At 56.8% G+C, this 20,691-nt stretch carries 18 protein-coding genes and 1 tRNA gene; 10 read left to right on the forward strand and 9 right to left on the reverse strand.

From position 1 onward, the window contains the following. Complete coding sequence (locus K3727_13875) at positions 1–984, reverse strand: tripartite tricarboxylate transporter substrate binding protein (GenBank protein ID UWQ89887.1); 984 nt, start codon at positions 982–984, stop codon at positions 1–3. Between the two features lie 108 nt (positions 985–1,092). Here K3727_13875 and K3727_13880 point away from each other — a divergent pair, with 108 nt between their 5' ends. The 5 genes from K3727_13880 to K3727_13900 all read left to right on the forward strand — a co-directional run bounded on the left by K3727_13880 (position 1,093) and on the right by K3727_13900 (position 6,743). Beyond that, positions 1,093–1,761, forward strand: coding sequence for a response regulator transcription factor (locus K3727_13880; protein ID UWQ89888.1), 669 nt, complete (start codon positions 1,093–1,095; stop codon positions 1,759–1,761). After that, positions 1,751–3,103 (forward strand): sensor histidine kinase, encoded by a 1,353-nt coding sequence (locus tag K3727_13885; protein ID UWQ89889.1) that lies wholly within the window; start codon positions 1,751–1,753, stop codon positions 3,101–3,103. Before K3727_13880 ends, K3727_13885 begins: the two co-directional genes overlap by 11 nt. Then, positions 3,082–4,089: an ABC transporter substrate-binding protein gene (locus K3727_13890; protein UWQ89890.1), complete on the forward strand. Its 1,008-nt coding sequence runs from the start codon at positions 3,082–3,084 to the stop codon at positions 4,087–4,089. The genes K3727_13885 and K3727_13890 overlap by 22 nt, the downstream gene beginning before the upstream one ends. A gap of 208 nt (positions 4,090–4,297) precedes the next feature. Continuing rightward, positions 4,298–5,305, forward strand: a complete 1,008-nt coding sequence (locus K3727_13895) for a hypothetical protein (GenBank protein UWQ89891.1) — start codon at positions 4,298–4,300, stop codon at positions 5,303–5,305. Positions 5,306–5,411: 106 nt separating this feature from the next. After that, positions 5,412–6,743 carry a beta-lactamase family protein gene (locus K3727_13900; protein UWQ89892.1) on the forward strand — a complete coding sequence of 444 codons (1,332 nt, stop codon included), beginning with the start codon at positions 5,412–5,414 and terminating at the stop codon, positions 6,741–6,743. A 133-nt stretch (positions 6,744–6,876) separates the two neighbouring features. Here the strand turns inward: K3727_13900 and K3727_13905 are convergent, their stop codons facing one another. From K3727_13905 to tgt, 5 genes are all read right to left on the reverse strand, one after another. Next, complete coding sequence (locus K3727_13905; GenBank protein ID UWQ89893.1) at positions 6,877–8,739, reverse strand: adenylate/guanylate cyclase domain-containing protein; 1,863 nt, start codon at positions 8,737–8,739, stop codon at positions 6,877–6,879. 578 nt (positions 8,740–9,317) lie between these two features. Then, a tRNA-Val gene (locus K3727_13910) sits at positions 9,318–9,392 on the reverse strand. A gap of 19 nt (positions 9,393–9,411) precedes the next feature. Continuing rightward, complete coding sequence (locus K3727_13915) at positions 9,412–9,678, reverse strand: HU family DNA-binding protein (GenBank protein UWQ93383.1); 267 nt, start codon at positions 9,676–9,678, stop codon at positions 9,412–9,414. Between the two features lie 320 nt (positions 9,679–9,998). Then, entirely contained in the window at positions 9,999–12,413 is a 2,415-nt protein-coding gene (gene lon, locus K3727_13920; GenBank protein UWQ89894.1) for an endopeptidase La, read from the reverse strand. Positions 12,414–12,781: 368 nt separating this feature from the next. Next, positions 12,782–13,912 (reverse strand): tRNA guanosine(34) transglycosylase Tgt, encoded by a 1,131-nt coding sequence (gene tgt, locus K3727_13925; protein ID UWQ89895.1) that lies wholly within the window; start codon positions 13,910–13,912, stop codon positions 12,782–12,784. 170 nt (positions 13,913–14,082) lie between these two features. Here tgt and K3727_13930 point away from each other — a divergent pair, with 170 nt between their 5' ends. From K3727_13930 to tpiA, 5 genes are all read left to right on the forward strand, one after another. Continuing rightward, the gene (locus K3727_13930; protein ID UWQ89896.1) at positions 14,083–14,973 is read left to right on the forward strand and encodes an SPFH/Band 7/PHB domain protein; all 891 of its coding nucleotides are present in this window, start codon (positions 14,083–14,085) and stop codon (positions 14,971–14,973) included. Then, positions 14,973–15,251, forward strand: a complete 279-nt coding sequence (locus K3727_13935) for a hypothetical protein (protein UWQ93384.1) — start codon at positions 14,973–14,975, stop codon at positions 15,249–15,251. Before K3727_13930 ends, K3727_13935 begins: the two co-directional genes overlap by 1 nt. Before the next feature lie 64 nt (positions 15,252–15,315). Then, on the forward strand, positions 15,316–15,678 hold the full coding sequence (locus K3727_13940; protein ID UWQ89897.1) for an SUF system Fe-S cluster assembly protein: 363 nt from the start codon (positions 15,316–15,318) through the stop codon (positions 15,676–15,678). A gap of 163 nt (positions 15,679–15,841) precedes the next feature. After that, positions 15,842–16,201, forward strand: coding sequence for an iron-sulfur cluster assembly accessory protein (locus K3727_13945; GenBank protein ID UWQ89898.1), 360 nt, complete (start codon positions 15,842–15,844; stop codon positions 16,199–16,201). A gap of 279 nt (positions 16,202–16,480) precedes the next feature. Then, the gene (gene tpiA / locus K3727_13950; protein UWQ89899.1) at positions 16,481–17,236 is read left to right on the forward strand and encodes a triose-phosphate isomerase; all 756 of its coding nucleotides are present in this window, start codon (positions 16,481–16,483) and stop codon (positions 17,234–17,236) included. Between the two features lie 136 nt (positions 17,237–17,372). Here the strand turns inward: tpiA and K3727_13955 are convergent, their stop codons facing one another. The 3 genes from K3727_13955 to K3727_13965 all read right to left on the reverse strand — a co-directional run bounded on the left by K3727_13955 (position 17,373) and on the right by K3727_13965 (position 20,533). Further along, positions 17,373–18,749, reverse strand: coding sequence for a TRAP transporter large permease (locus tag K3727_13955; protein UWQ89900.1), 1,377 nt, complete (start codon positions 18,747–18,749; stop codon positions 17,373–17,375). Beyond that, positions 18,749–19,426, reverse strand: a complete 678-nt coding sequence (locus K3727_13960) for a TRAP transporter small permease (protein UWQ89901.1) — start codon at positions 19,424–19,426, stop codon at positions 18,749–18,751. The genes K3727_13955 and K3727_13960 overlap by 1 nt, the downstream gene beginning before the upstream one ends. A gap of 105 nt (positions 19,427–19,531) precedes the next feature. Beyond that, complete coding sequence (locus K3727_13965) at positions 19,532–20,533, reverse strand: DctP family TRAP transporter solute-binding subunit (protein ID UWQ89902.1); 1,002 nt, start codon at positions 20,531–20,533, stop codon at positions 19,532–19,534. Positions 20,534–20,691 lie beyond the last annotated feature (158 nt).

A 20,691-nucleotide genomic window follows, 5' to 3' on the forward strand; every position in this document is an offset into this window, starting at 1 on the left:
TCAGAGGAAGCCGAGCTTCTTCATCAGGTCACCAATGGCCTTTTCCTGCGCTTCCAGGAACGTCAGGAAGTCATCACCCGAATTGTGGATGTTCACCCAGCCATTGCGGCCGCGGACCTCTTCCCACTCAGCTGTGTCATACATCTTGGTGAGCGCATCCTGATACATGGCCAGCGTGTCAGCAGGCAATCCGGGAGCCCCAAAGAAACCGCGCCAGTTCACAAATTCGGTGTCGATCCCCTGTTCTTTCATGGTCATGGCGTCCGGCGCGGCGTCAACCCGTTCGGCGGATGTTACACCGATGATCTTGACCTCACCTGCGTTGGACAGATCGACCGCTTCGGAAAATCCAGTGGACAGCGCGGCAATCTCGCCTGACAAAAGCGCAGCCATCGCCTTACCGCCCGCGTCATAGGGGATGTATTTGACGCCAAGCGCATCTTTGCCAGCCGCTTCCATCACCATGGCGGCGACCAGGTGGTCCATCCCCCCCGGAACAGAACCGCCACCGATGGCCGTTTTCGATGGATCGGCATCATAGGCAGCGAGCAGATCTGCCATCGAATTGATTGGGCTGTCCTTGCCAACAACAATGGCGGCATAATCGCCAATCGTACCCGCAACCAGCGTCAGATCCCGAAAGTTGTGAGGGAAGACGCCGGTCAGCGAGCGGATCACGATCGGCGTCGAGTTGACCATCAAGGTGCCGTGATTGCTGTCTGCGTTTTCGATCATATAGCCGATGGCCTTTCCGCCACCGCCGCCGGACATGTTTTCGTAGGTGGCGTTGCCGACAAGACCCGCTTTGGTGAGCGCTTCACCCGTTCCGCGTGCGGTTCCGTCCCAACCACCACCGGCACCGCCGGGGATCAGAAAATGGATGCTGTCAACAACCTTGTGCCCGTCAGCCAGCCCAGGCCCGGCCAGACCAAGCGCTGCTACTGCCGCGATAAAGGTGCGGCGACCTATTTCAAAATTCGACATATTGTCCTCCCAATTGACAACTCTCCGCATCGCGGGTCAGTTGAAGAGACTAAAACACGCCAACCTGACACAAACCTGTCACACGCCGGAAAAGAGCCACGCAGTCGAATGAAGTTCCTGCTGATCGAAGACAACCAAGAGCTGGCCAATGCTGTCAGTTCTCGCATGCGCCTTGATGGTCATGTTGTTGATCACGCGGCGAATTTGGATGATGCGTCGGGGTTTGTTGCCGCAGGAGAATATGACCTTATCCTGCTGGATATCATGCTCCCTGATGGCGATGGGCGGGACTTTCTCAAATGCCACAGGGCAAGTGATCTTGATACGCCGGTCATCGTTTTGACTGCGCGCAGTCAGGTGTCAGACCGAATCGGGTCGCTTGATCTTGGGGCGGACGATTATGTCACCAAACCTTTCGATCATGCCGAGCTCGAGGCCCGTTGCCGTGCCGTTTTGCGTCGCAGGACCGGCAATGCAAAGACCACAATCGAGATGGGCGGGATCGTCTTTGATCCAGTTGCGGGCCGTTTGACCGTCGCAGGCATGCTGGTGAACTTGCGCAACCGCGAGCTGCGTCTGCTCGAGATATTCCTGAATGCGCCCGGACAAATTTTTTCCAAGAGCAAGCTCGCCGATCGACTATTTTCCTATGATGACGATGTCTCTGAGAATGCGATAGAGGTTTATATCGGTCGCCTGCGCAAACTTCTGTCGGCGTCGGACATTGAGATCACGACATTGCGCGGCCTGGGGTATCGGCTGGACCATGACGGATAGCACCGCAGTTTCAGGATCGCTCAGAAACCGACTGATGCTGGCGTTGATCGGCGGGGCAGCCGCCCTCGCCCTGCTCTTGTTCTTTGCGGTGCGCAGTTATGCTGTGCAGGTCGCACAGCAAGGTCAGGACAGCATTCTGCAGGCCTCGGTCACATCGATGCTGGATGCGGCTGCCTTTCGGGATGGCAAAGTCCAGCTCGATCTGCCGTATTCAGCGTTTTCGATGCTAGGGACAGCTGCGGACGACCGGGTGTTTTATGCGGTTTATCAGGATGGAAGTTTCCTGTCCGGTTACGAAGACCTCGCGTTCTCGCACACGGATCCCTTTCAATTCGGCCAGATGCGGGGATCTCACGTGCGCATGGTCAGCGCAGCGCGCACCTTGATTGGAGAGGGCCGTCGCACGGACATCCAGATTGTCCTTGCTCAAACGCAGGACTCGCTCTCCGAAACGCTCAGCCAGATTTCGCGCAATGCGGCCATGCTGGGCCTAAGCTTTTTTGTCCTAACGGCCGCGCTGTCCTTTTGGGCGACCTCGGCCACGATCGGTCAGTTGGCCAAGCTGACAACATCCGTCACGCGTCGGGGGCCGCAGGATCTCAGCCCGTTCACCAAACCGGTTCCGCGCGAAATGGCTCCTTTGGTCACGTCGCTGAATTCCTTGATGGGAAGACTCGATCATTCATTGAGCCAGTCAGAAGACTTTATCGCCGAGGCTGCGCATCGGGTCCGCACCCCGCTTGCTACCGTTCGCTCCTATGCCGAGGCCACATTGCAGCGGGTCGACAAACCAGAAAACCGCGAGGCCATGCGTTCGATGGTCAAGGCCATCGACGAAAGTTCGCGCGCAGCAGGGCAGCTTCTGGATCATGCGATGATCACCTTCCGCGCGGATCATCTGGAGCGGGAGAACATCGACCTTGTCGACTTGGTGGGTGATTTGGTGCAGCGGATGACACCCATTGCAGAAATGAAGGATATGGTATTGGTGCTGCGCGGAGATCCAAGGGTTCCGTTTTCGGGGGATCCAATCCTGCTGCAGAATGCCGTGCGCAATCTGATAGATAACGCGATGAAATACGGCCCTGCCGAAAGTGCGATCGAGATTTCTGTCTCGGCAACCCCCAGACCACAGATCATCGTCTGCGATTGCGGACCCGGTTTTCCGGAATCGGAAATGGCGTCCCTGACCACGCGGTTTCAGCGCGGCGCAAATGCGACGGATACCATCGGATCCGGGCTGGGGCTGACCATCGCGCGCGATGTTGCCTTGGCACATGGAGGCACGGTCACATTGAAGAACAAGCCGGAGGGCGGCGCGTGCGTATTTATCTCTCTTTAGTCCTTGTTTTCCTGTGCCATGCCGGTTGGGCCCAAGACTGGGAAGACCAGGAAACGTTTTCCGGCACGCAAGCCAAGACCACCCTAACGATCATTTCGAGCACGGATACCGACCTGTTTGCCCCTTTGATCCGGGCCTTTATCGCGCAAAATCCGGATATTGCGATAGAGTATCTGGTCACGGGCACAGCGGATATCGACAAGCGTTTCCGTCAGACGCCCAACGCCTTTGATATCGCGATTTCAAGCGCCATGGACTTGCAGTTCAAGCTGGCCAATGATGGCTATGCACGGACCCTGGACGATATTTCATACCCACGGTGGGCCCAATGGCGCCAAAGCCTGTTTGCCTTTACGTCCGAACCGGCGGCGATTGTCATCAACCGCGCCGCTTTCGAAGGTCGGCCAATCCCGCAATCACGCCAGGACCTCATCGAAGCTCTCCGCGCGCGCCCGGACTTTTTCCGCAACCGCGTCGGAACCTATGACGTGCATCAATCGGGGCTTGGCTATCTCTTTGCCACGCAGGACGCGCGGTCGTCCGAGACCTTTTGGCGGCTGATGGAAGTCATGGGAAGCCTGGGCGTTCGCCTCTATTGCTGTTCAGGTGATATGATCGACGACCTGAGCGATGGGACAATCGTGGTCGCCTACAACGTCCTTGGCAGCTATGCCAAGGCGCACGCCGACAGTCAGGACGTCCTGGAGATTGTTCTGCCATCTGACTTCCCCACGACGATGATGCGGACTGCGTTGGTGTCGCGGGCCTCTGGGGAATGGCAGGCCGCCGAGCGTTTCATCCAGTTCCTGGTCACCTATCAATCAAATCCGATCGAAGGCGTGCGAACGCTGCCCCCGCTCAACGACGGAAAAAGTGGTGTCGATCGGGCGACGATCGCGCTGGACCCTGCCCTGATGACATTTCTTGATACGCTAAAGCGAAACAAGTTTCTGTCCGAATGGGAAAGTGCCTTGATCCAGAATTGATGTCTTCAAACCTTCTTCGCCAGACGGTCTTGCACCACGCTGCATAGGCTATGGGGGGCTCACCGGTTCGCGGCGAATGGACAATGCCGGCGAACACGCGGGAGATTCAAGAATTGGAAACCCGAAGTTTGTTCTCTAAGCTTCCAACCATAATCTCTCAAATCCAATTCGAGACCTGATAGTCCCCGGAACACGCGCGAGATATCATATGAACAAGTTTCGTTACCTCAACTTTGCCGCCTTGGTCATCGCGGGCCTGTCTTGCTCATTGGTCCCGGCACCGCTCGCCTCACAGGAAGCACCACCGATCACCTACGGGCTCGAGGCGGGTGTGGTCTATGGCAAGGGCCTGGTAACGAAGGAAGGAAAACAGGTCTCCCGCGATCTGTGGATGGATGTCTACTCTCCGGTGGAGACGTCATCTGAGCCGCGCCCGGCGGTCATCCTCACCTTTGGCGGCGCATTTCATCGCGGCAGTCCACGCATTACCTTTCAGTCCGGGGGTGCTCAGGACACATCCATGGGCAATTACTGCCGCCGATTTGCCGCGAGAGGCTATACGTGTTTCGCAATTGAATACCGGCTAACCCCCGAAGCTCCTGTGCTGTCAGGAGAGGGCTATCAAAACGACTGGATAGACGCCAACAGCCTGTTGCCGCTCCTGCCCCAAGCCAACCATATTCGGCAGACGATGAACCTGCCGCCAATCGATTTCGACATTCCCGAACAAAGGAAGGCAATCGTTGACGGCGTGATCGCGGCCGCTGAGGATTTGCGGCTGGCCGTCCTTCATATCCGCGACTTCGCTGCGCGGTATGAAATCGACCCGGAACGCATCGTGCTTGGCGGTTTTTCGGCGGGCGCGGTAACATCTTGGAACGTTGCGCATGGCATGGGTGTTCCTGTCTCTGGTGTCTTTTTGCTGTCCGGATCCGACGCCGGTTTCGACGTCAAGAAAACTGTTACGGCCTCCTCCCAAAGACCACCGATCCTCATGTTCATGGGGCAGTATGATCTTCCCGGTGCGTTGACCACGGTGCCCGCACTATTGGCCCACTACACAGAGGTCGGCGTTGAGCACGAATTCGCATGGGTGCCAGGTTTCGGCCATTTCTATCCCGCTGGCTCTGCCAGTTTAGGAGGGGATGCAGTAAGCATGTCCGTGGAAGGGCGGATTGCAGCGTTCCTTGAGCATGTGATTGGAAGTGGTCGCTGATAGTTTGTATTTTACGAATGCGCTGAACCCCAAACACCATAGAGAAACACATCCACGCTACATTAGATTTTGACGATATTATTCCCTGTTTGAAAGGAACCGAGACATGAAAACCCCGTTGATCGGCGCTCTGGTTGCCCTGAGCCTTTGTCCTGTTCACGCCTTTGCTGAGGACAAGGATTTGCCAAGAGTGGCAATGGACAACATACCTGTGCCGGCGCAGGCCCAGGTGACCAAGGGCAACTGGACAGCTCCACCATTCAACGAATGGGCCTTTCGCAATATGGGTCTTCACCCAAGTTTGATGGTGCCGCGCTCCGGCGCAATTGTCCCCATCCCCGAGGCGCTGAACCCCAGCATTGCCGAGATTGAGTTCGACTATGGCGGGCAGCGTTACACCGTCCGGGATGCCATGACCGGCGACAACACTGATGGCTACATCGTGCTTCATGGCAGCAAGATCCTGCACGAAGAGTATTTTAACGGATTCACGCAACGCGACCATCATATGTGGGCCTCCAGCACCAAATCACTGGTCGGTCAGGCCATGGGATTGCTGGTTGAACAGGGCAATGTGGACGTCAACGCCAAAACGGAAAGCTATATTCCCGAACTCGAGGGAACGCATTTTGGCGCGCGTACCGTGCGCGAAGTGCTGAATATGGTGACCGCCCTGAATTATACCGAAGACTATGTGAACATGGTGCCCGGAGCGGTCAGCACCGAATATTTCCGCCGCATGGGATTCATTCCCGCCTATGATCTGATGGCGATTGATCCGACCAAGGATGATACACCGCGCGGATTGCTGGAATTTGCCCCACTGTTTGTTCAAAACCCGGATCTCGAACCTTCGTACAAATTCGAATACCACTCCCCGAACGTGGATGTCGTTGGCTGGATCATCAATCGGGTGTCCGGAGTGCCGCTGCAAACCTTTATTGCAGATAATTTCTGGAGCAAGCTGGGTGTTGAACATGATGCCATGATGATGGCCGACATGACATTTACCCCCATCGCCACCGGTGGCCTCAACACCACATTGCGCGATTTTGCCCGAGTTGGCCTCGCCATGGTTAACAACGGCAAATACAACGGCGCGCAGGTTTTCTCTGAGGCTTGGGTCAAAGACACATTCACGCTGAGCGAGGAAGAAAAACTCCATGGCGCGCGCAGCAGCTACCGCGATGATCCCAATTCGGCGTCCTATGACGAGTGGTTTGAAGGCTATAAAAACTACCTCTGGGTCCATGACAGCGAGAAAAAGATCGCCACCTACCGCGGTGTCTTTGGACAGCATCTCTACATCAACCAAGAGCAAGATCTGGTGATCGCGACCTTCTCATCCGCGCTGAGCGCATCCAATGCGATGCGGGAAACCAATCGCCCCCGGTTGGCTGCGTTCGAAGCGATTGCTGGCCATCTGGGGAACAACTGAGGCTACAAAGTAGGTAAACCAATACTCCCAGATCAGAATGCCCGCGTCGGGCTCCAGGCTGCCTTGCACTGCATTTGATGCGACCCCCGGCAACCAACCATGGCGAACGGCGCGGTCATTCGCACCTGACGTGTCACAAGGGCATACCGGCAGCTTCCATCGCCTCGAGCCAGCGGTCCGCAGCACCCGGGGCTGTCCACATGCCTGTGATGATCCCCCGTTCCCGCGACACGGTCCAGTTCGGGTTTTCGGCAACGAAGTCGGCCATTGACTGAACCGCCTTGTCCTGATTCCCAAGGCAATGATGAATGGCCGCAAGCGTTTTATTGGCAGCAACCGGCATCGTCGGTGCCGACTGGAATGTCGCAAGCGCCTGATCGCAGTTCTCCATCTGCCATTGGATCTTGGATTTCTCCCACTGAACGTCATGCCCATATAGCGGGTCAATGCGCTCTGATTCAGCGATCACCGCTAGGGCCTCTTCCGTTTCTCCGACATAGTTCAGTGCCTGCGCCAGCGCGTTGCGCGAAAAGAAGGCCGACGGGTTCAATTCCACTGCGCGACGGAATGCGACGGCCGCGGCCTCGACATCGCGGTTGAACATCAGGGCCCGACCCAATGCGTGATAGGCCATGAAGTTGTTTGGGTCGATTTCAACGCCCCGGCGCGCAAGATCGTACATCCTCTTTCGAGTCGCCTCTTCATCGCCTTCTATCCAACCAAAGCGCAAACCGATTCGAAGTGAGAGTGCCTGACCGAGATAGCCCCAGGCAGAGTCAGGATAATCCTTCAAAGATTGTTCCTGTTCCTCGATGTTTATCAAAAGGTTCTCGCGGTTGAAGTTCCGCACGATCCGGCTTTGTGCGGCGTTCGCGATCATCAACGCGCTGACGTCGCCTGCGGTCATCCGTGCTTCGGCCAAATCGACGACTCTGGCCCCAACCGCATTAGCGATTTTCCGGCTGATCAAACTGTTTGTCTTCAGCAACGCGTCAAGAGGAACGTCGAATTCGTCGGCCCAGATATGCGCCTCTGTGGATCCGTCAATCAATTGGGCCGTCGTTCGCAATCGCGTCCCGTCATATTGCTGGCTGCCTTCCAGAATAAAGTCAGCCCCAAGCTTGTCGGCAATTTCGGATATGCCAAGTCCGGAGTCGCGGAACTGGAAGCTTGAGCGCTGTGAAATCACCGATAGTTGCGGGTATCGCGCCAACGATGTGATGATATTCCCACTGACCGCGTCGCTCAGATAGCCCTGGTGCGGTGGGGCACTAAAGTCTTCGAACGGAAGCACCGCGATCACCGGGGGCGTTGCATCGCTTGACCGGAATTGGAGCGCCAAAACAACCAAACCAATCACAATTGCCCCAGCGAGCAGCGTCCAAATTGTCATTCTTTCCAGTCGCGGTTTCCTTGATGGCGGTGTGGCTGACGCAGCAGTATCTGTGGCCAGCGACTGAGACCGTTCGTCTAGTTCCACCTTGAAAACATCCACTGGGACCGGAATATTTTTTAACTGCTGCGCCCCCATTGGCTCGAAACCCAGATCGAGCTTGCCTGTCACGTGATCAAAAACGGTTTGAGACACGCAAATTCCACCCGGTTCAGCCAGTCCTTCGATCCGCGCAGCAACATTGACGCCATCGCCATAAATGTCATCCCCATCGACCATGACATCGCCGACATTGATCCCGACGCGGAATCGAAGGCGCTCGTGTTCAGGTTCATTTTCTTGTGAAGCGGCAAGCGCGATCTGGACGTCTACAGCGAAGCTTACAGCATCAACCACACTCGCAAACTCAACAAGACTCCCGTCTCCCATTAGCTTGATGGTGCGACCATGGTGGGCTTTGATTCGCGGGTCGATCAAACTCCGACGAAGTTCTTTGAGCCTCGTCAGCGTTCCGCTCTCGTCCTTGCTCATGAGTTGGGCGTATCCAACAACATCAGCTGAAAGGATCGTCGTCAGTTTGCGTTCTTGATGGTCTTCATCCAATAAACTGATCTCCGTTGCAACGAGCTTATCTCAAAGGACAGCAGCGCGTCGAGAGCGCAGGAGATCGCCCGACGGGTTGGGGTGACCTGACACAAGGGTGATGTCTGGACTGGGCTCTCAGCAAACTTTCGCCCTGCCAGAAAGGCATGGCGGCTGAATGCCCTTCACCCGCACTCCAAGTCAGGGCTTTGACCATGGAAGACGTATTGCCAGCGGCAAGCGCGGTGACGATCCAGAGTGGTTTCCCGATATGATTGGGCGTCTCGACGGGTAAGGTCTGTGAGGGGGGGGCCGGTGACGCCCTGCCCATATTGCAATCGGAGCTGGAAAATACCCGTAACATCTTGAACGGGAATCAGGTTTCTGAGGTTCGAATGCCCGTCATTGGACCAGGCCGCGTGCGTCCCGCCACGCCTTAGGTACGTTTTTCCCAGACCAATAGCGCAAAGCCGCCATGTGGTCGACTTCACGCAGATTCGAGCCCCGGAGAAAGGCGGCGATTGGGTTCACGGAACCAGGAGGCACTTCAAAACACCATACGGCCTTCCAGAAAAACTCATATTTTCAAAAGGAAGGAATGGTGGGTGATAAGAGATTTGAACTCCTGACATCTTCGATGTGAACGAAGCGCTCTACCACTGAGCTAATCACCCGTTGACAGGGCTAATACCGTTACTCCCCATCGTCCGCAAGGGGGCCGTTTGAAAGAATTTCTTCGGAACCCGTGCTTTGACGGACTTTGCAAATGATGACCTTGGTCTTGCCATTGTCGGCGGTGCGGTTGATCTTGACTTTGCCCAGCGGCGGCAGGTTCAATTCCCGCCCATCGGCCAATGTTTCGCCCAGGATTGCCAGTGCGGCTTCGATGGCCGGTTTGGCATCCCGTTTCTTCACGCCGGAGCGTTCGACAGCCAGGTCGACCAATTCTTTCTTTTTCATGTCCGGGTCGCTGACGATCGGATCGACCAGCTTGACAACTTTGGGTTCAATTTCTGGCGCGGCCTTGGGTACGGTACTGGCAGCTACGGCCGCCTTTGGGGCCTTTGTGGTGGCTGTTTTACGCGGTGCAGCGCGCTTTTTGCTTGTGGTCGTCATGCCTGCTCCTCAAGTTTTTGATAGTTTCTATTTTTGAAACAGCCTACCCAAATTCCGCTCTCAAGTCCAATGGCGTTTCACAACATCCGGGTGCCAACGAAAAACGGGCGACCAGATCTGGTCGCCCGCCGTTCACATTTCAATCAGCCAAGGCAGCCGAAATATCAGTGTGCCGTTGCCCCGGCACCTTTGGTGCCACCTTCCAGAGACGCTTTGGCTGCGGCCGCTTCTTCCTCGGCCAGCTCATCCCATTCGATGGGTTCAGGCGTTTGGGTCAAAGCGTGCTTGAGAACCTCGGACACATGCGAGACAGGGATGATCTCCAGCCCTTCCTTTACATTGTCCGGGATCTCGGGGAGATCCTTTTCGTTCTCTGCCGGGATCAGAACGGTCTTGATGCCCCCCCGCAACGCGGCCAGCAGTTTTTCCTTGAGCCCGCCAATGGCGCTGGCATTGCCACGCAGGGTAACCTCGCCGGTCATGGCGATATCCTTGCGCACCGGAATGCCGGTCAACACCGACACGATCGCCGTCACCATGGCCAAGCCAGCCGACGGCCCATCCTTGGGCGTGGCCCCATCGGGCACATGCACGTGGATGTCCAGCTTGTCGAACTTGGGCGGTTTGACCCCGATCTGGGGTGAAATCGACCGCACATAAGAGGATGCTGCCTCGATCGACTCCTTCATCACATCGCCCAGCTTGCCGGTGGTCTTCATCCGACCCTTGCCCGGCAGGCGCAGGGCTTCGATGCTCAGCAATTCGCCACCCACGCTGGTATAGGCCAGACCAGTCACAACACCGACCTGATCTTCCTTTTCGGCCAATCCATACCGGAACTTTTTGACGCCCAGGAATTCATCCAGATTGTCCGGCGTCACGGTGACCGCGTCCGTCTCTTTCTTGATGATCTTGGTCAGCGATTTACGCGCCACCTTGGCGATTTCGCGTTCCAGATTCCGCACCCCCGCCTCGCGGGTATAGGTGCGGATCATCTCGGACAGCGCCTCTTCGGTCAGTTCAAATTCCTTGGACTTCAGCCCGTGGTTTTTGACCTGTTTGGAAATCAGGTGCTGTTTTGCGATCTCGCGCTTTTCGTCCTCGGTATACCCAGCCAGCGGGATGATCTCCATCCGGTCCAGCAACGGGCCAGGCATGTTATAGCTGTTCGACGTGGTCAGGAACATCACATTGGACAGGTCATATTCGACCTCCAGATAGTGATCCATGAACGTGTTGTTCTGTTCCGGATCCAGCACCTCCAGCATGGCCGACGACGGATCGCCGCGGAAATCCTGACCCATCTTGTCAATCTCATCGAGCAGGATCAGCGGGTTCGTGGTCTTGGCCTTTTTCAGCGCCTGGATGATCTTGCCCGGCATCGACCCGATATAGGTCCGACGGTGACCGCGAATTTCGGATTCGTCACGCACCCCACCCAACGAAATGCGGATGAATTCACGCCCCGTGGCACGCGCCACGGATTTGCCCAAACTGGTCTTGCCCACACCGGGAGGGCCCACGAGACACAGGATTGGTCCCTTGAGCTTTTTCGAGCGCTGTTGAACGGCCAGATATTCGACGATGCGTTCCTTGACCTTTTCCAGACCATAGTGATCGGCATCCAGGATCTCCTGGGCCTTGTTCAGGTCCTTTTTCACGCGAGATTTGGTGCCCCATGGGATCGACAGCATCCAGTCCAGATAGTTGCGAACAACAGTGGCCTCGGCGCTCATCGGGCTCATGTTCTTGAGCTTTTTCAGCTCGCCTTCGGCCTTTTCGCGGGCCTCTTTGCTCAGCTTGGTCTCGGTGATCTTGGCTTCCAGTTCCGCAACTTCGTTGCCGCCCTCTTCGCCATCACCCAGCTCCTTCTGAATGGCCTTCATCTGCTCATTCAGGTAGTATTCGCGCTGGGTCTTTTCCATCTGCGTCTTGACGCGGGTCTTGATCTTTTTCTCGACCTGCAGAACCGACATTTCGCCCTGCATCAGGCCATAGACCTTTTCCAGCCGTTCGCTGATGCTCAGGGTTTCCAGCAATTCCTGCTTGCGGTCGACTTCGATACCAATATGCCCTGCCACCAGATCGGCCAGCTTGGCCGGTTCCGTGGATTCCCCGACAGCGGCCAATGCCTCTTCGGGGATATTCTTGCGCACCTTGGCATAGCGTTCGAATTCATCTGCAACCGTGCGCAGCAACGCTTCGGTCGTGGTGACATCACCCGGCATTTCGCTCAGAAATTCCGCACGTGCTTCAAAGAATCCGTCATTTTCCAGGAATTCGGTGATTTCGACCCGGGCCTGGCCTTCGACCAGAACCTTGACCGTGCCATCGGGCAGTTTCAACAGTTGCAGCACATTGGCCAAAACCCCGATCCGGTAAATCCCGTCGGCTGCGGGATCATCTTCGGAGGGGTCAATCTGGCTGGACAGCAGGATCTGCTTGTCATCGGCCATTACTTCTTCCAATGCACGCACCGATTTTTCCCGGCCCACAAAAAGCGGTACGATCATGTGCGGGAACACGACGATGTCGCGCAGCGGCAGCACGGGATAGGAAGCGTTGAGTGTCTCTTGCATACTCGGTCCTTGTCTTTGGCAGAACGATCCGGCCCCACATGTGCGGCAACCTGGTTCGTCCCCATTTTGGAACTTTTTATCTGGGGTGTTTCCGGCAGGTTTCAACCGGGCTCCCTTGGGTCGGCACCCACATTGACGTGTGATGCAGATGATCACAAGGGATGAAATCGCAACAGCACCCGTGTTTGGCACATGGGTACGGTTTCGCCTTTCCCGGTTCATCCCCCCTGTCAGGCACGAAAACGTGGACAGGTCCGCCACGCCCGCACCGGGACGGGTCCCACTGGTGCACCCCACGCACCTTTGGCCCCCTGAACCTGTGGCGTTGCAGGCCTGCGGTCAGACGGCGCATGGCCCCCGGCGACCGCTCAGACAGGGTCTATATCGCCCTGCGCACGCCCCGCATGAAACTCTGCTTGCCACGCCTCAAAGGTTCCGGCTGCAATTGCATCACGCATTCCGGCCATAATATCCTGAAAATATTGCAGGTTATGCCAGGTCAACAACATACCGCTGATCATTTCATTGCTGCGGAACACATGATTCAGATAGGCCCGGGAATAGTTCTGACAGGCCGGGCAGCTACAGTTTTCGTCCAATGGACGCGGGTCATCCATGTGGCGCGCATTCTTGATGTTGACCACACCGCGACGGGTGAACACTTGTCCTGTCCGGCCTGACCGGCTGGGCAGGACACAGTCCATCATGTCGACTCCGCGCGCAACCGCCCCCACGATGTCATCAGGCTTGCCCACGCCCATCAAATAGCGCGGCTTGTCCTGTGGCAAAAAGTCGGGGGCGTAATCCAGGCAATCAAACATGGCCTCCTGCCCTTCTCCGACCGCCAGCCCGCCAATGGCATACCCTTCGAATCCGATGTCGGTCAGCGACTTGGCACTTTCTTCGCGCAGGTCCCGCTCCAACCCGCCCTGCATGATGCCGAACAGCGCGTGCCCCGAACGCTCCCCGAATGCTGCGCGGGATCGCTCGGCCCACCGCATCGACAGGCGCATGCTTTCGGCGATGCGGTCACGATCCGCCGGCAGCGCGGGGCATTCGTCGAAACACATAACGATATCGCTGCCCAACAGTCGTTGAATTTCCATTGACCGTTCCGGCGACAGTTCGTGTTTGGATCCATCAATATGGGATTTAAAGGTGACCCCCTGTTCGGTCAGCTTGCGCAACCCGGCCAGCGACATCACCTGGAACCCGCCGCTATCGGTCAGAATCGGGCGGTCCCAATTCATGAATTTGTGCAACCCGCCCAGACGGTCGATACGTTCGGCCGTTGGGCGCAACATCAAATGATAGGTATTGCCCAACAGAATATCGGCCCCGGTCGACCGCACGCTCTCGGGCATCATCGCCTTGACCGTCGCTGCCGTGCCGACCGGCATGAAGGCCGGTGTGCGGATGTCGCCACGCGGTGTATGGATGACCCCGGTGCGGGCCTTGCCATCGGTGGCCTTGAGGTCAAAAGAAAAACGATTGGTCATGCTGGTGTCTCCGGAGCTTCGGACCGCGCGGGTTTGCCGCAAAGAGCCACACATTGCAAGCCATGCGACGCAAACACCGTTTCCCAGCCCCCCGACCGCACATCAGCCTTGAACATCCGGGCATTCCCCACCAAGTATATGGCATTACGTGTTTATTTTTGGAGCCCCTCATGACAGAAGAGCAGCTGATCGCGCTCGTTTCTCAAAACGTCATTTACCTGCTCGGCGCAGCGTTTGTGATTGTTCTGGTTCTGGCCGGGGTGAAAATCGTCCCACAGTCCGAAAAATACGTCATTCAGCGGCTGGGACGCCTACATTCCGTATTGGGGCCGGGGATCAATTTCATCGTGCCTTTGCTGGACAAGGCCGCGCATAAGATTTCCATTCTCGAACGTCAGCTGCCCACAGCCAGCCAGGACGCCATCACCCGCGACAACGTTCTGGTTCAGGTCGATACGTCGGTATTCTATCGCATCACCGAACCTGAAAAGACCGTCTACCGAATCCGGGACGTGGATGCCGCCATCAAGACAACCGTGGCCGGGATCGTGCGGGCCGAAATCGGCAAGATGGATCTGGATGAAGTGCAGTCCAACCGCTCTCAGTTGATTTCGACCATCAAGTCCCTGGTCGAAGATGCCGTCGATGATTGGGGGATCGAAGTCACACGGGCTGAGATTCTGGACGTCAACCTGGATCAGGCCACCCGCCAGGCGATGCTGCAACAGCTGAATGCCGAACGCGCCCGACGCGCCCAGGTCACCGAAGCCGAGGGCGCAAAACGGTCGGTCGAACTGAACGCAGATGCCGAATTATATGCGGCCGAGCAAACCGCCAAAGCCCGCCGTATTCAGGCAGACGCCGAAGCCTATGCCACCCAGGTTGTTGCCAAGGCGATCAGCGAACACGGAATCGAGGCCGCCCAATATCAGGTCGCCCTGAAACAGGTCGAAGCGCTGAACACGTTGGGAGAGGGAAGCGGGTCGCAGACCATATTGGTCCCCGCCAATGCCCTGGAAGCCTTTGGTGACGCCTTTCGCATGCTGAAAGGAAACAAATGATGGATGTACCATTGTGGTCCGAATGGTGGCTGTGGGGGAGCGCTGCACTGGTGCTGGGCATTCTCGAGATCCTCGCCCCGGGCTATATTTTTCTGGGGTTTGCGGCCGGGGCCTTGGCAGTCTGCGTGATGCTTCTGGCAGTTGGCCTTCAGGTTGGCCTGCCGATCCTGTTGCTGATCTTTGCCATTCTGTCGCTGATTGCCTGGCTGGTCATGAGACGCCTGTTTTCGCTGAAAAAGGGTCAGGTCAAATCCTTTGATCGCGACATTAACGACTGATGTCTGGACGTCCCCCAACCATTTCCCTATATAAACGCTCAGGAAACGTGAGTCCGAGGCCCGAATGACCAACTCCCCCGAACCGCTCGAAGGGACGCCGCTGATTGCGCCGTCTTCTGTGCACCACCCGCTGTATGAACAGGTGGTCGAGGCCTGCCGCACGGTGTATGACCCGGAAATCCCGGTCAACATCTTTGAGCTGGGTCTGATCTATACGATTGAGATCAATGATGAAAATGACGTCAACGTCGTCATGACCCTGACCGCACCGGGATGTCCGGTTGCTGGGGAAATGCCGGGTTGGATTCAGGACGCGATCGAACCTGTCGCTGGTGTGAAATCAGTGGATATCGCTTTGGTTTGGGAGCCGCCCTGGGGCATGGAAATGATGTCCGACGAAGCCCGCCTGGAACTGGGATTCATGTGATCGGATGGATCGGATCCCGCGCGCCAGCGTCATACCGGTGACAAACTGGTGACAAACCGGCCACGGAAATCCGTATCTGGCATGTATATTTTGCTGCGGCGCGTCACTGGGACTTGAGCCTGCCCCCTTGGGCTCCTAAATTGATCCTGAACAGGAGATCAACATGTTTGGCATTCCCGGCAAACAAGCCGTCACCATCACGCCGCGCGCGGCAGCCCAGATCTGCAAGCTGATGACCAAGGGCGGCCATGCCGGGCTGCGCATTGGTGTGAAAAAAGGCGGCTGTGCCGGCATGGAATACACCATGGAATATGTCGACCAGCCAGATCCGCACGATGAGATCGTGGAACAGGACGACGCGCGGGTCATGATTGCACCGATGGCACAAATGTTCCTGTTCGGTACAGAAATCGACTATGAAGTCTCGTTGCTGGAGGCCGGGTTCAAGTTCAACAACCCCAATGTCGCAGATGCCTGCGGATGCGGTGAATCGATCAGTTTCAAGGATGTCGCGCAGGGCTGATGCCGCTGCCCATCTTCGCTCCCGCTCCCAGCTCCATTCCCATATCCGCGCACGCGGTACTCCCGCCCGTCGTCCAGCCTCCCAAAGGAGGCTTTCCTCCCGTTGGGCGTGGCGCTGCGCATCTTGCGCAGCGCCACGCCCACAGATGCAAGGGGCATTGGCGACAGCCAATGCATCGCAGCATCCCGGGAGCGTTTCGAACACCGCGCCTGCGACATGCAATTGCGCGTGCGCGCATCGAATGTTACCAGACATCAGGACTTCAGAAAGAGGCAGGATATGCGGCGTAAACTGGCGGCTGGAAATTGGAAGATGAATGGCGAGGGCACAGCCTTGGGCGAGCTCGAAAAACTGGCCACCGCCCACTCGGCACCAGGCGTGGATATCCTGATTTGCCCGCCCGCGACCTTGTTGCATCGTGCCGCCCAAACCGTTTCGGACAGTGCGATCGTAATTGGCGGACAGGATTGCCACCCCGCCCAGTCCGGAGCGCATACCGGTGACATCAGTGCCGATATGTTGCTGGATGCCGGTGCAACAGCTGTCATTGTCGGGCATTCGGAACGCCGCGAAAATCATGATGAAGGCGATGAACACGTACGAGCCAAAGCCCGAGCTGCGATAGACGCCGGTCTACTCGCAATCATCTGTGTTGGTGAAAGCCTGGCCGAACGAGAGGCTGCCAATACGCTCGACATTATTGCCGGTCAATTGGCTGGATCCATCCCAGATATCGTCACGGGCGAAAACCTGGTCATTGCCTATGAACCGATCTGGGCTATCGGTACTGGCAAGGTGCCTACATTGGAACAGATCGGCGAAGTACACGATTTCATCCGCGCCCGTCTGGAACGCCGGTTCGGTGCCGGAGTTGGGCGGTCCGTGCGTCTGCTCTATGGCGGGTCGGTCAAGCCTGGAAATGCCGCCGATATATTTGCCGTTTCCAATGTGGACGGTGCTTTGGTCGGTGGTGCCAGTTTGAAGGCCATAGATTTTTCCCCAATCATTCAGGCCCTTGAAACCATCGGTGCCTGACCCCTTCGAAGGCCAGGGGCACAAGAAAATTAGATAATTTTCTTATCAAATTTCTTTCCAAGAAATTTGCACCACCAAAAGAAAACCGCTGCCCGGGATCCCCGGACAGCGGTTTTCTTTTTGACCTGACCTTTGATCAATGGGTTATGATCTCAGGCCCCATCACGGCGTTGGGCAACACTGTGGACAGCCAAGGCACATAGGTCACCAGGATCAGGAAGACAAACAGCACCGCCAGGAACGGCAAAGCTGCGCGCACAACACTCATCATCGGCATCCCTGCGACCCCCGACGTCACGAACAGGTTCAAACCAACCGGCGGTGTGATCATTCCGATCTCCATGTTCACCACCATGATGATGCCCAGGTGAATGGGATCGATGCCCAATTCAATGGCAATCGGAAACACCAACGGTGCGACAATGACCAACAATCCCGACGGTTCCATGAACTGACCACCGATCAACAGGATCACATTGACAATCACCAGGAACATCACCGGACCAAAGCCCGCTGACAGCATCGCATTGGCAATGGTCTGCGGCACCTGTTCATCGGTCAGAACATGCTTCAGGATCAGCGCGTTGGCGATGACAAACAACAAGGTCACCGTCAGCTTGCCCGCCTCAAACAGCGTGTGTTTGGTGTCGGGGTCAAAAAATGCAGTGATCAGCGCTTTGGGCTTCTTGATCAGCGGGATCTTGGGCTGACCTTCACCATTCGAAAGCGGCCCCATGTCCTTGTAGACGAAACACGCGATCACAAAGGAATAGACAGCCGCCACAGCCGCGGCTTCGGTCGGGGTAAAGATGCCCCCATAGATCCCGCCCAGGATGATCACGATCAGGAACAATCCCCAACCGGCTTCACGCGCCGAGGTGAAGATTTCTCCCCAGCCCAACCATTCGCCTTTGGGCAGATTCTTGACCTTGGCCATGATAAAGATGGTCACCATCAACATGACACCTGCAAGCAGACCGGGGATCACGCCTGCCAGGAACATCCGGCCCACTGACACTTCGACCGCAGCCGCGTAGACAACCATCACGATCGATGGCGGGATCAGGATGCCCAATGTGCCCGCGTTACAGATGACACCAGCGGCAAATTCCTTGGAATACCCGACCTGACGCATGCCCGCGATCACGATTGACCCGATGGCCACCACGGTTGCCGGGGACGACCCGGACAGCGCCGCGAACATCATGCAGGCAAAGACCCCTGCAATGGCCAGACCGCCGGGCAGATGCCCGACACAGGCGATGGAGAACCGGATGATCCGCCGTGCCACACCACCAGTGGTCATGAACGAAGAGGCAAGGATAAAGAACGGGATCGCCAGGAGGGTAAAGTGGCCCTCGAATGCTTCGAACAATGTTCCCGCGACCGAGGCCAACGAACTGTCCGAATAGATTAGCAGAAACAGGGTCGAACTGAGCCCCAGAGCCACAGCGATCGGCACCCCGATCAGCAGCAGGCCAATCACCATTGAAAATAGGAGGACGACATCCATCAGTTTTTCCCCTCATTCTGGGACCGGATTTCCTCCAGTTCATCTTCGACTTCGTGGCTGGCCACCATGCGATCCGTTTCGCCGCGCAGGATCTGCAGAGCCACCTGGCCAAAGCGGAACACCAACAGCAGCATCGACACCGGCAGCACCAGATACGGCACCACCTTGGGCAGCTTTTCATAGGCGTCGCCATAGTTGATCAGATCTTCGAGAAACCGCAGGAAACCAACCATGGGCACGTCCTGCACCTCGTAAAAACTCTGGCTGCGGGCCTTGAGATCCAGCCCAGTCGGGAACCAGCGCCCCGAGGTGGGCGGCAGGTCTGCAAACACTGCCCAATAGTCATAGGCCCCTTTCAGCAACAGCAGCGAAAACACCAGACAGCAGGTGACTGAAATCAACGCCAATACCCGGCGCGGTCCTGGTGTCAACATGTTCAGGATCGCATCGACCCCCAGATGGGCATGGGTTTTGACCGCATAGGATGCGCCCAAAAGCACCAGCCAGGCAAACAGGAACACGGTCAGTTCCAGGGCCCACAGAATGTTTGAATTGAAGGCGAAACGCGCCACGACATTGGCGAATGTGATAATTGTCATCAGGCCGATCAGCCCGGCGATCACCGTCTCTTCGATATGATTGATAAACCCGGACGGGCCGGTTTTTGCCCCCGACATCGCACGTGTCCCCGCTTGTTGATTGTCTGGAAAAGGTGGCACCTGTCGCAGGTGCCAAAGTGCACAGAGCGCGCCCAAGTTGCGCGCTCTGTGTCATCGGCGGGTTCAGAGGCCCGCGTTGATGGCCTGAGCGGCGTCGATATTGTCCTGGCCTACATCGCCCGAGAACTGCTCCCAGACCGGGCGCATGGTATCGACCCATTCTTGGCGCTGCTCGCCGTTCAGCTGACGGATTTCGCCACCGGCTTCGACGATCGACTGTTTGGCCGCTTCGTTCACAGCAGTGGATTCGGCATTCCGCACCTGGGTGACTTCGCCCAGAATGGTCAGGAACTGGTCACGTACGGCCGGATCCAGGCTGTCGAGCCAGTCAACGCTGGTCACCACCAGGTAATCAATGATGCCGTGGTTGGTTTCGGTCACGCCGTCCTGCACTTCAAAGAACTTCTTGCCGTAGATGTTGGACCAAGTGTTTTCCTGTCCATCGACAACGCCCTGCTGCAGGGCACCATAGACTTCGGAAAACGCCATTTTCTGCGGGCTGCCCCCGATGGCTTCCATCTGTGCAACCAGCACATCAGATGATTGGACCCGGAATTTCAATCCATTGGCATCCGACGGAGACACCAGCGGCTTGTTGGCCGACATCTGTTTCATGCCATTGTGCCAATAGGCCAGACCCTGCAGGCCACGGCGCTGCATGCTGTCCAGCAAGGCCTGCCCGCTGTCCGACGCCTGAAAGGCATCGACGGCATCGACGTTCTTGAACATGAATGGCAGATCGAACAGACGGAACTGCTTGGTGAATTTCTCGAATTTCGACAGGCTGGGCGCGGCCAGTTGCACATCGCCCTGCAACATGGCTTCGAGCACCTTGTTATCATTGTACAACGTCGAGTTCGGGAACACCTCCATACAGGCGGTGCCGTTCATCTCTTCGTTGATGCGGGTCTCCAACAGCGATGCTGCGATCCCTTTGGGGTGTTTGTCTGTGTTGGTAACGTGGCTGAACTTGATCACGATCTCGCCGTCATCACAGGCGGCCTGTGCGGTGCCTGCAGTGATGGTCAATGCGGTTGCGATAGCCGTAGCAGTAAGAAATTTCATGGTTGCTCCTCCCAGAAGTGTCATGGTCGTCCCCTTGCCAGGCGGCAAAGGGCCTCGCCACCAAAATCACGATTTAGAGAGAACCGCTCAAGCTTCGATCCGCATTATCCCGAAATGGGTGGAAAACCATTTATTTACAGCGATCTACCAGCATCCAA

The organism is Rhodobacteraceae bacterium M382 (genome assembly GCA_025141015.1).
GTDB lineage: Bacteria > Pseudomonadota > Alphaproteobacteria > Rhodobacterales > Rhodobacteraceae > Aliisedimentitalea > Aliisedimentitalea scapharcae.

Excerpts from the sequence above, each read along its gene's own strand:
- K3727_13895 (UWQ89891.1), top strand. The coding sequence starts at position 4,298 with ATGAACAAGTTTCGTTACCTCAACTTTGCCGCCTTGGTCATCGCGGGC.
- K3727_13945 (UWQ89898.1), top strand. The coding sequence starts at position 15,842 with ATGTTTGGCATTCCCGGCAAACAAGCCGTCACCATCACGCCGCGCGCG.
- tpiA (UWQ89899.1), top strand. The coding sequence starts at position 16,481 with ATGCGGCGTAAACTGGCGGCTGGAAATTGGAAGATGAATGGCGAGGGC.
- K3727_13965 (UWQ89902.1), bottom strand. The coding sequence starts at position 20,533 with ATGAAATTTCTTACTGCTACGGCTATCGCAACCGCATTGACCATCACT.
- K3727_13960 (UWQ89901.1), bottom strand. The coding sequence starts at position 19,426 with ATGTCGGGGGCAAAAACCGGCCCGTCCGGGTTTATCAATCATATCGAA.
- K3727_13935 (UWQ93384.1), top strand. The coding sequence starts at position 14,973 with ATGGATGTACCATTGTGGTCCGAATGGTGGCTGTGGGGGAGCGCTGCA.
- K3727_13885 (UWQ89889.1), top strand. The coding sequence starts at position 1,751 with ATGACGGATAGCACCGCAGTTTCAGGATCGCTCAGAAACCGACTGATG.
- K3727_13875 (UWQ89887.1), bottom strand. The coding sequence starts at position 984 with ATGTCGAATTTTGAAATAGGTCGCCGCACCTTTATCGCGGCAGTAGCA.
- K3727_13940 (UWQ89897.1), top strand. The coding sequence starts at position 15,316 with ATGACCAACTCCCCCGAACCGCTCGAAGGGACGCCGCTGATTGCGCCG.
- K3727_13915 (UWQ93383.1), bottom strand. The coding sequence starts at position 9,678 with ATGAAAAAGAAAGAATTGGTCGACCTGGCTGTCGAACGCTCCGGCGTG.
- K3727_13900 (UWQ89892.1), top strand. The coding sequence starts at position 5,412 with ATGAAAACCCCGTTGATCGGCGCTCTGGTTGCCCTGAGCCTTTGTCCT.
- K3727_13880 (UWQ89888.1), top strand. The coding sequence starts at position 1,093 with ATGAAGTTCCTGCTGATCGAAGACAACCAAGAGCTGGCCAATGCTGTC.
- K3727_13930 (UWQ89896.1), top strand. The coding sequence starts at position 14,083 with ATGACAGAAGAGCAGCTGATCGCGCTCGTTTCTCAAAACGTCATTTAC.
- lon (UWQ89894.1), bottom strand. The coding sequence starts at position 12,413 with ATGCAAGAGACACTCAACGCTTCCTATCCCGTGCTGCCGCTGCGCGAC.
- K3727_13955 (UWQ89900.1), bottom strand. The coding sequence starts at position 18,749 with ATGGATGTCGTCCTCCTATTTTCAATGGTGATTGGCCTGCTGCTGATC.
- tgt (UWQ89895.1), bottom strand. The coding sequence starts at position 13,912 with ATGACCAATCGTTTTTCTTTTGACCTCAAGGCCACCGATGGCAAGGCC.